Here is a 13,820-nt window from a genome sequence, read left to right as displayed (position 1 = left end):
CTGTCCCAAAGGGCAAGCCAACCGCGTCAGGGGATACCGAAGGAGTGGATGCCCGACAAGGACTCGAACCTTGATTGACGGAGTCAGAGTCCGCTCTCTTACCATTAGAGGATCGGGCAATCGGCGGGCTCCCTAAGCCGCTGCCCCCGCAGGGTCAAGGCCTTATCGGCCGATCGCCTTGTTCTCCGGCCCGGGCTCCGCTAGCATCGCGGTCAAGCACCGAGCGGCGCATCTCGCGTTCGTGACGGACGAGAACATAAGAGAGTATACGGCCGTGGGGGACAGACCCGCCCAAGCGCCGTTCGGCCCGCGTGAGAGCGCGCCCCGTCCGGCCCACCAGTCGCCAGCGCGCGGGCGCTGGCCGCAGGCGCGGCACTATGCCGCGCTCGATCTGGGCACCAACAATTGCCGCCTGCTGATCGCCCGTCCGCAGGGGACGGGCTTTGCCGTCGTCGATGCGTTCAGCCGGATCGTGCGGCTGGGCGAGGGGCTGTCCGCGACCGGCCGCCTCTCCGACGAGGCGATCGAGCGGACCATCGCTGCCCTGAGGGTATGCGCCGACAAGCTGAGGCGCCGCGACGTCGCCCTCGCACGGTCGGTGGCGACCGAGGCATGCCGCCGCGCCTCGAACGGGACCGACTTCATCCGTCGGGCATATGACGAGACGGGCATCATGCTCGACATCATCTCCGCCGAGGAGGAGGCGCGGCTGGCGGTACTCGGCTGCCACGCGCTGATCGAACCGGGCGAGGGCAAGGCGCTGGTGTTCGACATCGGCGGCGGATCGACCGAATTGGTGCTGGTCGATGCGCATGCCGCGCAGCCGACCGTGCTCGACTGGCACAGTGCGCCCTGGGGCGTCGTCTCGCTGACCGAGAGCGTCGGCCAGGCAGGGCCCGGCACCTATGACGTCATGCGGGCACACGTACGCGAGAGTTTCGCCGCCTTCGCCGGGCGATTGCCGAAGGACGGCGCGCGGCGCCGCCTGCTCGGCACGTCGGGCACGGTGACTACGCTGGCGAGCGTGCATCTGGGGCTGAGCAGCTATGATCGCTCGGCGGTGGACGGGCTCATCATGCCGGCGGCGGCGATGCGCGCGGTCAGCCAGCGGATCGCCGGACTCGACATGGCCGGGCGATCGGCGGTGCCGTGCATCGGTGCCGAGCGCGCCGACCTGGTCGTCGCGGGCTGCGCGATCCTGGAGGAAATCCTGGATATCTGGCCCGCCGAACAGCTCGGCATCGCCGATCGCGGCATCCGGGAGGGCATATTGCGGCGACTGATGGGAACACGGCGATGAGCAGGGACGGCGGCGGCTTGCGGACGCGGGTAAAGACGGCGCGCGGGCGCACCGCGCAATCGACCCGCTGGCTGGAGCGCCAGCTGAACGACCCCTATGTCAAGCGGGCGAAGGCGGAAGGCTATCGCAGCCGCGCGGCGTACAAGCTGATCGAGCTCGACGAACGGTTCGACATCATCCGGGGCGCGAAGCGCGTGGTCGATCTGGGCATCGCGCCGGGCGGCTGGGCGCAGGTGGTGCGGCGCAAGCGGCCGAAGGCGGCGGTGGTCGGCATCGACCTGTTGCCCGTCGACCCGATAGAGGGCGTCACCATCTTTCAGATGGACTTCATGGACGATCGCGCGCCCGACGCGCTGGTCGAGGCGCTGGGCGGCGCCCCGGACCTCGTCATATCCGACATGGCGGCGAACACCGTCGGGCATCCGCAGACCGACGCGCTGCGCACGATGGCGCTGGTCGAGGCGGCGGTCGCCTTCGCGATCGACGTGCTGGAGCCGGGCGGCACCTTCGTCGCCAAGGTGTTCGCGGGCGGCGCGGATTCGGCGCTGGTCGCGGAGATGAAACGCAATTTCGCGACCGTGAAGCACGCCAAGCCACCGGCAAGCCGCAAGGGATCGAGCGAATGGTATGTCGTGGCGCAGGGCTTCAAGGGCCGCGCGGAGAAGGGAGACGAGGGATGAGGCATCTGGCAATCGCGGCGCTGCTGGCGCTGGCTCCGGCCGGCGCGGTGGCGCAGGACGTTCCGGCATCCGTACCAGCCCCTGTCACAACGCCCGCGCCCGCCGCCCCGGTTCCCGCAACGGTCAACGTCGTGATGACGACCAGCGCGGGGAAGATCGTGATCGCGCTGGAGAAGGAGCGCGCGCCAGTCACCACCGCCAATTTCCTGCGCTACGTCGATGCGAAACGGCTCGACAACATCGTCTTCTACCGGTCGATGCGGCTGCCGTGGAACGCCGGGCTGATCCAGGCCGGGCAGCGCGACCCGCGGCTGCGCTATGCGGGCATCGCGCACGAGCCGACGTCGAAGACGGGGCTGACCCATAGCGAGGGCGCGATCTCGATGGCGCGGCTGGCGCCGGGCACCGCGACGGCGGATTTCTCGATCGTCGTCGGCGACATGACCGGGCTGGACGCGAAGGCCGACGACCCCGGCTTCGCGGTGTTCGGCCGCGTGGTCGAGGGGATGGACGTGGTCAAGACGATCTGGACCGCGCCGCGTTCGCCGACGAAGGGCGAGGGCGTGATGAAGGGCGAGATGCTGGAGCCCGAGGTCAAGGTGCTGACGGTGCGGCGGGCGCCCGTGGCGGCGCCGAAACCCTGACCCGACCCGTTCGAGCTAAGCCCGTCGAAGCCCTGCCCTTTCTTCGGGCCGCAGACCTGGCGGCGCGGAAAGAAGGACGGCCCTTCGACAAGCTCAGGGCGAACGGTATCGCGGCGCTACTTCGCCTCGGCGATCAGCTTCACCGCCTCCGCGCCCGCCCAGTCGAAGTCGCCGGTCAGCCGCCACACCTCGCGCCCGGCCGAATCGTACAGGATCGTCGTCGGCAGCGTCGGTGTGACGCCGGGCATCCACGCCATCTTGTCGTCGGTATAGATCGGCAGCGCCTTGTAGCCCTTGTCCTTGACGAACGGCGCGACCTTGGCGGGCTCCATGTCCTGGCTGAGGGCCACGACGTGGAGCTTGCCCGCCTCACGCGCGGCGAGCGTGTCGAGCGTCGGCAGTTCCTTCACGCACGGCGCGCACCACGTCGCCCACAGGTTGACCAGCACCGGCTTACCCCGGAACGCGGCGAGGCTGGTCGTCTTGCCGGCCATGTCGGCGAAGGCGAAGTCGGGCGCCGGTTGCCCCGCGTTGGCGCGATCGGCGCCGCGCGGGACCGCGGCCGGGGCGGCGGACGGTGGCACCTCGTCGGGGCTGAGCATGTTGGCGGCATCGGCATCCGCGACGTTTCCTTGTGCGGGGGCGCCCGATTGCCTATCGCAGCCGCCGGCCAGCAGGGCGGCCGCCACGACCACGGGTAGAAGCAACAGGCGCATGAATTCCTCCAACAGCATGTGGGGCGGCAGGTTCGCCGAAGGGCCCTCGGCGGTGATGCGCGCGATCAATGCCTCGATCCCGTTCGACAAGCAAATGTGGCGGCAGGACATCGCCGGATCGAAAGCGCATGTCGCGATGCTGGCCGCGCAGGGCATCGTCTCTCCGCAAGACGCCGATGCGATCACCGCCGGGCTGGAGACGATCGCCGACGAATATGCGGCGAACGGCGTGCCGGAGGACTTGAGCCTCGAAGACATCCACATGGTGACCGAGGCGCGGCTGGCCGAACTGATCGGCCCGGCCGCAGGGCGGCTGCACACCGCGCGCAGCCGCAACGACCAGGTCGCGACCGATTTCCGCCTGTGGGTGCGCGACGCGATCGACGAGACGCATGTCGCGCTGGGCGCATTGCTCGACGCGCTGATCGCGCGGGCCGACGAGCACGCCGACGCGGTGATGCCGGGCTTCACCCATTTGCAGAGCGCGCAGCCGGTGACGCTGGGTCATCACCTGATGGCCTATCACGACATGGTGGCGCGCGACCGCAGCCGCTTTGCCGACGCCCGCGCACGAGCCAACCGCTGCCCGCTGGGTGCCGCAGCGCTGGCGGGCACCGGCTTTCCGATCGACCGCGAGGCGACCGCCGCCGCGCTGGGCTTCGACGCGCCGACCAGCAACAGCCTGGATTCGGTCAGCGACCGCGACTTCGCGATCGAATATCTGACGTGCGCCAGCCAGTGCGCGCTGCACCTCAGCCGGCTGGCCGAGGAATTCGTGCTGTGGGCGTCGCAGCCGTTCGGTTTCGTGTCGCTGTCCGATCAATGGTCGACCGGCAGCTCGATCATGCCGCAGAAGCGCAACCCCGACGCGGCCGAACTGGTGCGCGGCCACTCGGGGCGCATCGTCGGGCTGATGACCGGGCTGATGGTGACGATGAAGGGCCTGCCGCTCGCCTATTCCAAGGACATGCAGGACGACAAGCCGCCGGTGTTCGAGTGTCATTCGCTGCTCGCGCTGTCGATCGCGGCGATGACGGGCATGGTGGAAAGCGCGACGTTCCGCACCGATCGCATGCGCGGTCTGGCGGAGAGCGGATACGCCACCGCCACCGATCTGGCCGACTGGCTGGTGCGCGAGGCCGGCCTGCCGTTCCGCGAGGCGCACCATGTGACGGGCCGCGCGGTGAAGCGCGCCGAGGAACTGGGCGTGAGCCTCGACGCGGTGCCGCTTGCGGACCTGACCGCGATCGACGCGCGGATCGACGAGCGTGTCTATTCGGTGCTGACGGTCGATGCCTCGGTCGCCAGCCGGCGCAGCTTCGGCGGGACCGCCCCCGACCGTGTCCGCGCCGCGATCGCCACGGCGCGCGATGCGCGCGCGAAGGAGGGGTGATGCGCTACCTGATCCCGATCGCGCTGCTGGCGCTGGCCGCCTGCGGATCGCGGGGCGAGCTGAAACCGGCGCCGGGCGGCAGCCTGCCGGTCAAACCCTATGGCGCGACCGCCACGCCGACGCCGAGCCAGCTGATGGAGCCCGCGCCCCAGGCCCGGCCCGAACGCAAGGACGAACTGCTGAAATCGAGCGAGGAGCGCCCGCGCGACGATTTCGATCTGCCCCCGACCCGATAAGACGAGACCGATGGACGATTTTGCGATTCTGAACGGCGAGATGTTCGCCGAGGACGTTCCGATGGCGCGCATCGCGGCCGAGGTGGGGACGCCCGTCTATGTCTATTCGCGCCGTACGTTCGAACGCCATGCGAAGGCGTTCCGCGACGGCCTGTCGGTCGCCGGCGACGTGCACCTGGCCTATGCGATCAAGGCCAATCCCAACCTCGCCGTACTGCGGCTGATGGCGAACATGGGCTATGGCGCCGACGTCGTCTCGGTCGGCGAGATGCGCCGTGCGCTGGCGGCGGGGATGAAGGCGCAGGACATCGTCTTTTCCGGCGTCGGCAAGACGGTGGCCGAGCTGGACGCCGCGCTCGATGCCGGGATCGGCCAGTTCAACCTGGAGCTGGAGGAGGAAGGCAGCGTGCTCGCCGCGCTCGCCGCGAAGCGCGGGGTGCGCGCGCCGGCGGTGCTGCGCGTCAACCCGGACGTCGATGCCGGCACCCACGCCAAGATCTCGACCGGCAAGGCCGAGAACAAGTTCGGCGTCGCGATCAGCGATGCGGCGGCGATCTTCGACCGGCTCGCCCCGCTCGACGGCCTGAACCTGCGCGGCGTGGCGATCCACATCGGCAGCCAGCTCCAGAGCCTGGACCCGCTGGAAAAGGCATATACGCGCATCGGCGAACTGGTCGCCGAACTTCGCGCGAACGGACACGCCATCACTCATGTCGATCTCGGCGGTGGCCTGGGCGTGCCCTACCGCTCCGACGACGTTTTCCCGACGCCGGCCGAACTCGGTGCGATGGTCGCGCGGGTGACGAAGGACTGGGGCGTCACGCTGATGTTCGAACCCGGCCGTGTCATCGCGGGCAACGCGGGCGTGCTGCTGACCAAGGTGATCTGGGTGAAGCCGGGGGTCGGCGATCCCTGGGTGATCGTCGATGCGGCGATGAACGATCTCGCCCGCCCGGCGCTGTACGACGCCTTCCACGATTTCGTCGCGGTGAAGCCGACCGGCGAACGCATGGTGGCCAACATCGCCGGACCGGTGTGCGAGAGCGGCGACACCTTCGCCAAGAATCGCGAGATCGATTTGGTGAAAGGCGGCGACCTCGCGGTGTTCCGCACCGCCGGCGCCTATGGCGCGACGATGGCGTCGACCTACAACAGCCGCGCCCTGGTGCCCGAGGTGCTGGTCGATGGCGACCGCTACGCCGTCGTCGCCGATCGCATCGCCGCCGAGACGGTGATGGGCGCCGAACGGGTGCCCGACTGGCTGTGATCGCGGTGCCCGCCGATCCTGCCTTGCCCTTTCCCCTGCGCTGGGATGACGGACGGTAGGATATGACGAGCCTCCACAGCCTGCCCGTCTTCCTGCGGCTGCGTGGCCGCGCGGTCATCCTGATCGGTGAAGGCGATGCGGCGGAGGCCAAGCGGCGGCTACTGGAGCGCGCCGGCGCCGTGGTAGCCGGCGAGAATGACCCCGCCGCACTCGCGATCGTCGTCGACGATGAAGCCGCTGTCCTGCGGCTCAAGGCGCGCGGCGTGCTGGTCAACGCGGTCGACCGGCCGGACCTGTGCGACTTCACCCTGCCGGCCATCGTCGAACGCGGCGATGTGATCGTCGCGGTGGGCACCGGCGGGGCGTCGGCCGGTCTGGCCGCGGCGCTCAGGCAGCGGATCGAGGGGTGGCTTCCCGCGCGGCTTGGCGATCTCGTGGCGGGTCTGCGTAACGCGCGGGCCGCGATCCGTGCCCGCTGGCCCGACAGCGGCGACCGGCGCCGCGCGATCGGTGCGGCGCTGGCCGAGGGCGGGCCACTCGATCCGCTGGAACAGAGGTCCGACATCGACAGCTGGCTGGCGTCCGACGCGCCCTCGCCGCCCGCGCTGACCCGCTTCGCCGCGCCGTCCGACCCCGACGACCTCACGCTCGCCCAGGCGCGCGCGCTCGCGCTGGCCGATCATGTCTATCACGGCGGAGACGTCGCGCCCGCGATCCTCGACCGCGCCCGCGCCGACGCCTCACGGATCGCCGGCGCCCCGCCGGCCGCTTTGCCCGCGGGCAACCATGTATGGCTGGAGGGACGATGAGCGGCTTCGCCTATGCGGTGACCGGCGGCCATGCCGAGGAGATCCCGCTCAAGTCCGCGCCCGCGCGCACCGCCGATCTTGTCTGGGTGCATCTGTGCGTGTCGAACGACGAGGCACGCGACTGGCTGTCGGGTGAGGCGCGGCTGCCTGACTATGCCGTCGAGGGGCTGGTCGCCGCCGAGACGCGCCCCCGCTGCACGCCGATGGCCGACGGCGCGCTGGTCAACCTGCGCGGCCTGTCGAACGAGGAACTGGGCACCGATCTGCTCGCATCGGTGCGCCTCTTCGCCAGCGCGGGCCGCGTCTGTTCGGTCACGCGCCGCCCGCTCGATGCGCTCGAAACGGTGAGGGCCGCGATCGCCTCGGGCCGGATCGTCGATCCCGGTGACCTGATCGCCGAATTTGCCGCCGCGATCACCGAGGAGCTCGATCCCGTCGTCGCCGAACTCGGCGACCGGCTCGACGATTGCGAGGAGAAGCTCGACGCCCACCGCGCGTTCGAGCTGCGCCGCGACGTGAACCGGGTGCGGATCGAGGCGATCGGATACCGCCGCTTCCTGTTCCCGCAGCGCGCCGCGCTGGAAAAGCTCGCCGCGTTGCCCGCGCCGTGGCTGCAGGATGACGATCGCATGCACCTGTCGTCCGCCGCCGATCGCGCCGCGCGCATGGCGGAGGAGGTGGAGGCGATCCGCGAGCGCGCGGGGTTGATGCACGAAACGCTCACCGACCTGCGCGGCGAGCTGATCGACCAGCGCAGCCTGGTGATCGCCATCGCCGCGATGGTGTTCCTGCCGCTGACCTTCCTGACCGGGCTCTACGGCATGAACGTAGACGGGCTGCCCTGGGCGCACGAGCCCTGGGCGTTCGACGCGATCGTGGGGCTGTGCGCGGCGATCGCGTTCGGCATCACCGGCTGGTTCGTCTGGCGCCACTGGACGCGGTGAGGATCAGCGCCCGATCGCCTGGCGGCTGAGCGCGGCGCAATCGGCGTCGCCGGCAGTCGGCCCCTGCTTTCCAGCGATCGCGCGGCCGATCCCCTTCAGGATGTTGCCGGCGGATTTCACTTCCGGCGGCACGGTGACGCTGGGGTTGCGCAGCGTCCCGCCCGCCGTGGCGGAGCCCGGCACGCGCAGGATCGAATCGCGCTTGGGCGCGCCGGTCAGCGTCGCGGCGATCGTCTCCGCCGGGAAGGCGACGCCGCCGGTCCCGCGCGTCTGGCTGGCGCTGGTATCGACGATCAGCGGGGCGAAGCGCCCGCGCCCGCTCGCTACCTCCAGCCGCATGACCGCGCAGCGCAGCCGCGCGCGATCCGTATCGTCGGCGGTCAGCGCGCGGCCCGCGTCGAAGCCGAGCAGCGCGGCGATCTTCGCCGGCAGCGCGCCGTCACGCGCGACGATGCCGATCGTTCCGGTAGAGCGCCCTACTGCGGCGCGGATCGTCTCGCCCGTGCCGGTCAGCCGCACCCGCCCGTCGACCCGACCACTCACCTCGCCGCCGCCGGCGAGCGCCGCGATGCTGCTATCGGTCATGTCGAGCGCGAGCGTGACGATAGGCGCGGCCCGCCCGCCGCGTTGATCTACCGTCACCTTGCCGGTGATCGTGCCCTTGGCGAGGCCGACCCGCAACGGCTCGACCGTCAGCAACTGGCGATCGAGCGTCAGCACGCCGGATGCGCTGGTCAGCGACGACGGGCGCCGTGCGCTGACGATACGATCGACGCGGAAGGCGATGCGCCCGTCGGTCGAGGTGATCTTGCCGATATCGACGCGGGTGTTGGGCACCAGCTTCAACCCCTCGCGTCGCTCGAGCGCGATCGCCGCCGCCCGGCCCGCATCGTCGGCGAGGTCGTCGAAATCGAGCCGGCGCGAACGCACCTCGCCGTCCAGCCTGGTTCGCCCGCTCGACTTGTCTGCGGTGACGTGGCCGGCGATATCGGACTGACCGACATTACCCTTCAGCGCCGTCACCTTCCACACCGGCCCGTCGCGGCGGACGTCGGCGGACAGGCGGACCGGCCGGGTGCCGAACAGCCCCGCCTCGATCACCGCGTCGATCAGCTTGAGGTCGCTGGCGCGCGCCGTCATCGCCAGCGTCATGCGATCGGTATCGAGCGGCGCATCCATCGTGCCCTTTACGGATATCGCCAGCGCGGGGCCGTCGATCATCGCATCGAACGGCCAGGGCGCGGTGCTGTCGGTGATCGCGGGGCCGGCGGCGGCGATCCGCACCGCGGCGCCACGCACGACGCCGGTGCCGCGCGCCTCCACGCCCTTGTCGTCGGCGGTCACCGCCACGGTGAAGCGCCGGTCCTGCTTCAGGTCGCGATAGGAGATGGCCGCATCGCGCACCGTCAGCCCGTCGAGGCGGAGCGGTCCGCGCGACCCGCCGTCGCGCCCGGTGCGCCAGTTCTCGCGCCCGTCGGCGGCGCGGACGAGGTCCAGCCGCACGCCCTGCGCGGTGATCGCCTGCGGATCGACCCGGCCGGTCAGCAACTGCAGCGCGCGGATGCGGACGCTCAGGTCGGCGATCCGGGCGAGGTCGCCCCGCCCGGCCCATCCGGCCTGTGGAATGCGGATGTCGCGCGCGTGGATGGTCGGGGTGAACGACAATGCCGGCGTACGTTCCAGCGCACCGATCGTCACCGGGCGGCCGAACCTCTCGCTAAGCTCGCGTTCGGCGCTTTCGCGGAACATCCCGACCGGAAAGGCGGCGACGGCGACCAGCACGAGCACCAGAAGCAGCCCCAGCGCGCCGAGCGTCCATTTCACCCAGGGTCGTGCGGCGAACGCCATCGCGCCCGGACGTGCGGGCGCGCGCTTGGTTCCCTCGCCGCGATCAGAAATCAACCGCGATCCCTTTCCGCTCCCAGTCTCCATAGCGCACCGGATCGCGGCCCAGCGGGTCGCGTTCGGGGCGTTCCACCGGCGCGGGTTCGGGAATCGGCGGGTTGGGAGGCAGATCGGGCGGGATCAGGTTGGCGGGTCGCTTGCCCATGACGCTTGTCCTTCGAACGTGCCTCCGCCACATCGGCGCGATGACCCGCCCGTACAACCCCTCGCGCGACGATCCCCCCGGCGTGCCCGCCCGCCGCGCCGCGCTGCGCCTGCTCGACGCGGTGCTCAGGCGCGGACAGGCGCTGGAATCGGCGCTGCACAATGCGACACACGGGCTCGACAACCCCAGCGATCGCGCGCTGGCGCATGCCATCGCGGCCGAGGTGCTGCGCCGCCTGCCCGATCTCGACGCGCTGATCGATTCGGCGACGAAGCTGCCGCTGCCCGATGACGCCAAGGCGCGCACCGCGTTGCGCATCGCGATCGGCCAGGCGCTGGGGCTGGGCACGCCGCCGCATGCGGCGATCTCGACCGTACTGCCGCTGGTCGACGGCGGCCCGCGCAAGCTGGTCCACGGCGTGTTCGGCACGCTGATGCGGCACGGCGCCGCGCTGCCCGAGGTGCCGACGCTGCCCGCCGCGATCGCCGAGCGGTGGCGCGCCAGATGGGGTGACGCCATGGTGTCCGCCGCCGCGCAGGCAATCGCCGCACCGCCGCCGCTCGACCTCAGCCTCAGGGCCGACGGTGTCGCGCATCCGGATGGCATGTCGTTGATGCCGCGCCACGTCCGCCTGCCCGCCGGCACCGGCGTGCGCGATGCGGAAGGCTATGGCGAGGGCGGCTGGTGGGTACAGGACCTCGCCGCCTCGCTGCCCGCGCGGCTGATCGGGGGCGGGCGCGGGCGGGTGCTCGATCTGTGCGCCGCGCCCGGCGGCAAGACGATGCAGCTCGCCGCCGCCGGCTGGGACGTGACCGCGCTGGACATCGCGCAAAGTCGTCTGGCGCGACTTTCGGAAAATCTGGAGCGAACCGGCCTGTCGGCTCACATCGTCGTCGCCGATGCGCTCAAATGGGCGCCTGACGCCCCGTTCGACGCCGTCCTGATCGACGCGCCGTGCAGCGCCACCGGCATCTTCCGCCGGCATCCCGACGTGCTCTACCGCGCGACGCCGCGCATCGTCGCCGAAATGGCGGAGGTGCAGGCCGCCATCCTGGCGCGGGCGGCCGATTGGGTGCGGCCCGGCGGGCTGCTGGTCTATGCCACCTGCTCGCTGGAACCTGCCGAGGGCGAGGAACAGCTTGCCGCCTTCATCGCCGCGCGAAAGGATTATGCGATCGATCCGGTGCTGGCCGACGAACTGCCAGACGGCGTTCCGACCTGTCAGCACGGCTGGATTCGCACCCTGCCGTCGATGCTGGCGGACACGGGGGCGCTGGACGGCTTCTTCGTCGCGCGGATGATGCGCACGGGCTGACTTGCCCCTCCGCGTCAGCGTGCGTAAGGCCCGGCCATGCAGCCCGTCCGTATCGCGCCGTCGATCCTTTCCGCCGATTTCGCTCGACTGGGCGAGGAAATCCGGGCGATCGACGCCGCGGGCGCCGACTGGATCCATGTCGATGTGATGGACGGCCATTTCGTGCCCAACATCACGATCGGGCCGGCGGTGGTGAAGGCACTGCGCCCGCACACGACCAAGCCGTTCGACGTCCACCTGATGATCGCGCCGATCGACCCGTTCCTCGATGCCTTTGCAGAGGCCGGGGCGGACATCATCACCGTCCACCCGGAGGCCGGGCCGCACATCCACCGCACCGTCCAGCGGATCAAGGCGCTGGGCAAGCGCGCCGGCGTGGTGCTGAACCCCGCCACCCCGGCCAAGATGCTCGATTACCTGATCGACATGGTCGATCTGGTGCTGGTGATGAGCGTCAATCCCGGCTTCGGCGGGCAGAGCTTCATCGACAGCCAGCTCCGCAAGGTCGCCGCGATCCGCAAGATGATCGACGCCACCGGCCGGGCGATCGACCTGGAGGTCGATGGCGGCGTCGATGTGCGCACCGCGCGGCTGTGCGTCGATGCCGGCGCCGACGTGCTGGTCGCCGGCACCGCGACGTTCAAGGGCGGTCCGGCCGCCTATGCCGACAACATCCGCGCCCTGAAGGGATTATGACCGACGAGCCGCCGTTCGATGGCGATACCGCGACCGATGGCGCCGACGGGATCGACGAGGGCAAGCGGCTCGTCCGGGTCGGCGGCGACAAGGGGCTGTCGCTGGCGGAGAAGATTTCGGAACGGTTCCAGCGACTGGCGTGGCGCACCCCGCTCCACGGCCTGAAGCTGCGCGGGCGCCATCCGCTGAAGCTCATCACCGTCGCCGACGATCCCTTCGCGGGCGACGCCGCGCGCGGCCGCGCGCTGCTCGACGGCACGTTGACGCTGCGCGGCGAGCGGCATCCGGCGGCGACGCTCGACATGGCGAAACCGGCGGTCTCGCACGCCTTTGCCGAACATCTCCACGGCTTCGCCTGGCTGCGCGACCTGTCGACTGTCGCGCCGCGCGCGCAGGGAGCCCCGATCGCCGAGGATATCACCCGCCGCTGGCTCGCCGCGCACGGCGACCGCGTGTCCGATCCGGCGTGGCGGCCCGATCTGTGGGGGCGGCGCATCCTCGCCTGGGTGGCGCATGCCCCGCTGATCCTGTCATCGACCGACCTCGTCTATCGCTCGAAGCTGCTCCATACGCTCGCGCGCGGCGCGCGGCATCTGGAGCGGACCGCCGACAAGGCGCCGCCGGGGCCGGCGCGGATCGCGGCGTGGTCGGGCGTCGTCGCGGCGGGGCTGATGATTCCCGGCGGCGATATCCGCAGGGCATTCGGCGAGGCCGGGCTGCTCCGCGCGCTGGGGCACTCGATCACTTCCGACGGTGGTATCGTCGGACGCTCTCCGGTGGGCCAGCTCGACGCCCTGATGATGCTGGTCGCTTTGCGGGCGACCTATGCCGCGCGCCGGCTGGAGATGCCCGCCGCGATAGAGGCGGCGATCGTCCAACTGGTGCCGCCGCTGCTCGCCGTCTGCCACGGCGATCGCGGTCTGGGCAGCTGGCAGGGCGGCGCGCCGCTGTCTGGCGACACGATCGACGCGGTGGCGGCGGCCAGCGGCGTGCGCACCCGTCCGCTGCGCCAGGCGCGCGGCTGGGGATATCAGCGCGTCGCCAACCAGGGCACCTTGCTGGTGATGGATGCCGCCCCGCCGCCGGTGGCGCGCGCGGTCGATGGCGGCTGCGCCTCGACATTGGCGTTCGAACTGTCCGACGGGCCGAACCGGATCGTCGTCAATTGCGGTGGTGGACGCATGGCCAATGCCCAGCTGCCGCCGGCACTCGCTCAGGGGCTGCGAACCACCGCCGCGCATTCGACTCTGGTGCTGGGCGATTCCAATTCCACCGCGATCCACGCCGACGGCACGCTGGGCAAGGGCGTGACCGCGGTCGAACTGGCGCGCGGCGAGAGCGACGCCGTCAGCCGGATCGAGGCGAGCCATGACGGCTATGTCCGCCGCCTCGGGCTGACCCACCGGCGCACGATCGCGGTGGGCAGCGACGGCCGCGACGTACGCGGCGAGGATTCGCTGATCCCCGCCGGCAAGGGCCGCCCGCGCAAGGCGCCTCCGGCCTTCGCGATCCGCTTCCACCTCGCCCCCCAGGTCGAGGTGTCCCCCACGGCCGACGGTCAGGCCGCCGTCCTGCGCCTGCCCGGCAACATCCTGTGGCAGTTCCGCTGCAAGGGTGCGGGCGTCAGCGTCGAGGAAAGCCTGTGGATCGACGGCGACGGCCGCCCCCATCCGACCGAGCAATTGGTGATCCAGGGCGAGGCGGCACCCGGCGGAACGAGTGTAAGCTGGTGGTTCCACCGCGCACGATAGAAGGTTTGAGGAAACACCC

At 70.8% G+C, this 13,820-nt stretch carries 14 protein-coding genes and 1 tRNA gene; 11 read left to right on the top strand and 4 right to left on the bottom strand.

Going from position 1 to position 13,820, the window contains the following annotated elements:
- Positions 1–45 precede the first annotated feature (45 nt).
- Positions 46–119: transfer RNA gene (locus VYI76_RS05665), tRNA-Gln, on the bottom strand.
- 155 nt (positions 120–274) lie between these two features.
- Between VYI76_RS05665 and VYI76_RS05660 the strand changes: the two genes are divergently transcribed.
- The 3 genes from VYI76_RS05660 to VYI76_RS05650 are packed head-to-tail and all read left to right on the top strand — an operon-like array spanning position 275 to position 2,624.
- Positions 275–1,300, top strand: a complete 1,026-nt coding sequence (locus VYI76_RS05660; protein WP_326523785.1) for a Ppx/GppA phosphatase family protein — start codon at positions 275–277, stop codon at positions 1,298–1,300.
- A complete protein-coding gene (locus VYI76_RS05655) occupies positions 1,297–1,980 on the top strand; it encodes an RlmE family RNA methyltransferase (RefSeq protein WP_326523784.1) in 684 nt (227 codons plus the stop codon). Before VYI76_RS05660 ends, VYI76_RS05655 begins: the two co-directional genes overlap by 4 nt.
- On the top strand, positions 1,977–2,624 hold the full coding sequence (locus VYI76_RS05650) for a peptidylprolyl isomerase (protein ID WP_326523783.1): 648 nt from the start codon (positions 1,977–1,979) through the stop codon (positions 2,622–2,624). The genes VYI76_RS05655 and VYI76_RS05650 overlap by 4 nt, the downstream gene beginning before the upstream one ends.
- Positions 2,625–2,740: 116 nt before the next feature.
- Here VYI76_RS05650 and VYI76_RS05645 read toward each other — a convergent pair whose 3' ends face one another.
- On the bottom strand, positions 2,741–3,340 hold the full coding sequence (locus VYI76_RS05645) for a TlpA family protein disulfide reductase (RefSeq protein ID WP_326523782.1): 600 nt from the start codon (positions 3,338–3,340) through the stop codon (positions 2,741–2,743).
- A 16-nt stretch (positions 3,341–3,356) separates the two neighbouring features.
- On the opposite strand from VYI76_RS05645, the gene argH reads away from it, so the two are divergent.
- The 5 genes from argH to VYI76_RS05620 all read left to right on the top strand — a co-directional run bounded on the left by argH (position 3,357) and on the right by VYI76_RS05620 (position 7,989).
- Complete coding sequence (argH, locus tag VYI76_RS05640) at positions 3,357–4,733, top strand: argininosuccinate lyase (RefSeq protein WP_326523899.1); 1,377 nt, start codon at positions 3,357–3,359, stop codon at positions 4,731–4,733.
- Complete coding sequence (locus VYI76_RS05635; protein ID WP_326523781.1) at positions 4,733–4,969, top strand: hypothetical protein; 237 nt, start codon at positions 4,733–4,735, stop codon at positions 4,967–4,969. The genes argH and VYI76_RS05635 overlap by 1 nt, the downstream gene beginning before the upstream one ends.
- A 10-nt stretch (positions 4,970–4,979) precedes the next feature.
- The gene (gene lysA, locus VYI76_RS05630) at positions 4,980–6,236 is read left to right on the top strand and encodes a diaminopimelate decarboxylase (protein ID WP_326523780.1); all 1,257 of its coding nucleotides are present in this window, start codon (positions 4,980–4,982) and stop codon (positions 6,234–6,236) included.
- A 62-nt stretch (positions 6,237–6,298) separates the two neighbouring features.
- Positions 6,299–7,045 carry a precorrin-2 dehydrogenase/sirohydrochlorin ferrochelatase family protein gene (locus VYI76_RS05625; RefSeq protein WP_326523779.1) on the top strand — a complete coding sequence of 249 codons (747 nt, stop codon included), beginning with the start codon at positions 6,299–6,301 and terminating at the stop codon, positions 7,043–7,045.
- A complete protein-coding gene (locus VYI76_RS05620; RefSeq protein ID WP_326523778.1) occupies positions 7,042–7,989 on the top strand; it encodes a zinc transporter ZntB in 948 nt (315 codons plus the stop codon). Before VYI76_RS05625 ends, VYI76_RS05620 begins: the two co-directional genes overlap by 4 nt.
- A 3-nt stretch (positions 7,990–7,992) precedes the next feature.
- Here the strand turns inward: VYI76_RS05620 and VYI76_RS05615 are convergent, their stop codons facing one another.
- Both VYI76_RS05615 and VYI76_RS05610 read right to left on the bottom strand, forming a co-directional pair.
- Complete coding sequence (locus VYI76_RS05615; protein ID WP_326523777.1) at positions 7,993–9,891, bottom strand: AsmA family protein; 1,899 nt, start codon at positions 9,889–9,891, stop codon at positions 7,993–7,995.
- Entirely contained in the window at positions 9,881–10,039 is a 159-nt protein-coding gene (locus tag VYI76_RS05610) for a DUF1674 domain-containing protein (protein ID WP_326523776.1), read from the bottom strand. The genes VYI76_RS05615 and VYI76_RS05610 overlap by 11 nt, the downstream gene beginning before the upstream one ends.
- A gap of 40 nt (positions 10,040–10,079) precedes the next feature.
- On the opposite strand from VYI76_RS05610, the gene VYI76_RS05605 reads away from it, so the two are divergent.
- The 3 genes from VYI76_RS05605 to VYI76_RS05595 are packed head-to-tail and all read left to right on the top strand — an operon-like array spanning position 10,080 to position 13,801.
- Entirely contained in the window at positions 10,080–11,354 is a 1,275-nt protein-coding gene (locus tag VYI76_RS05605; protein ID WP_326523775.1) for an RsmB/NOP family class I SAM-dependent RNA methyltransferase, read from the top strand.
- A 36-nt stretch (positions 11,355–11,390) separates the two neighbouring features.
- Positions 11,391–12,050 (top strand): ribulose-phosphate 3-epimerase, encoded by a 660-nt coding sequence (rpe, locus tag VYI76_RS05600; RefSeq protein ID WP_326523774.1) that lies wholly within the window; start codon positions 11,391–11,393, stop codon positions 12,048–12,050.
- Complete coding sequence (locus tag VYI76_RS05595) at positions 12,047–13,801, top strand: heparinase II/III family protein (protein ID WP_326523773.1); 1,755 nt, start codon at positions 12,047–12,049, stop codon at positions 13,799–13,801. The genes rpe and VYI76_RS05595 overlap by 4 nt, the downstream gene beginning before the upstream one ends.
- The last annotated feature ends 19 nt before the right edge of the window (positions 13,802–13,820 follow it).

It is taken from the genome of Sphingomonas sp. (assembly GCF_035910975.1).
In the GTDB taxonomy this organism is placed as follows: Bacteria; Pseudomonadota; Alphaproteobacteria; order Sphingomonadales; family Sphingomonadaceae; genus Sphingomonas.
Note: the sequence above shows the minus strand (reverse complement) of the source record. Positions and strands in the feature narration are given on the sequence as shown.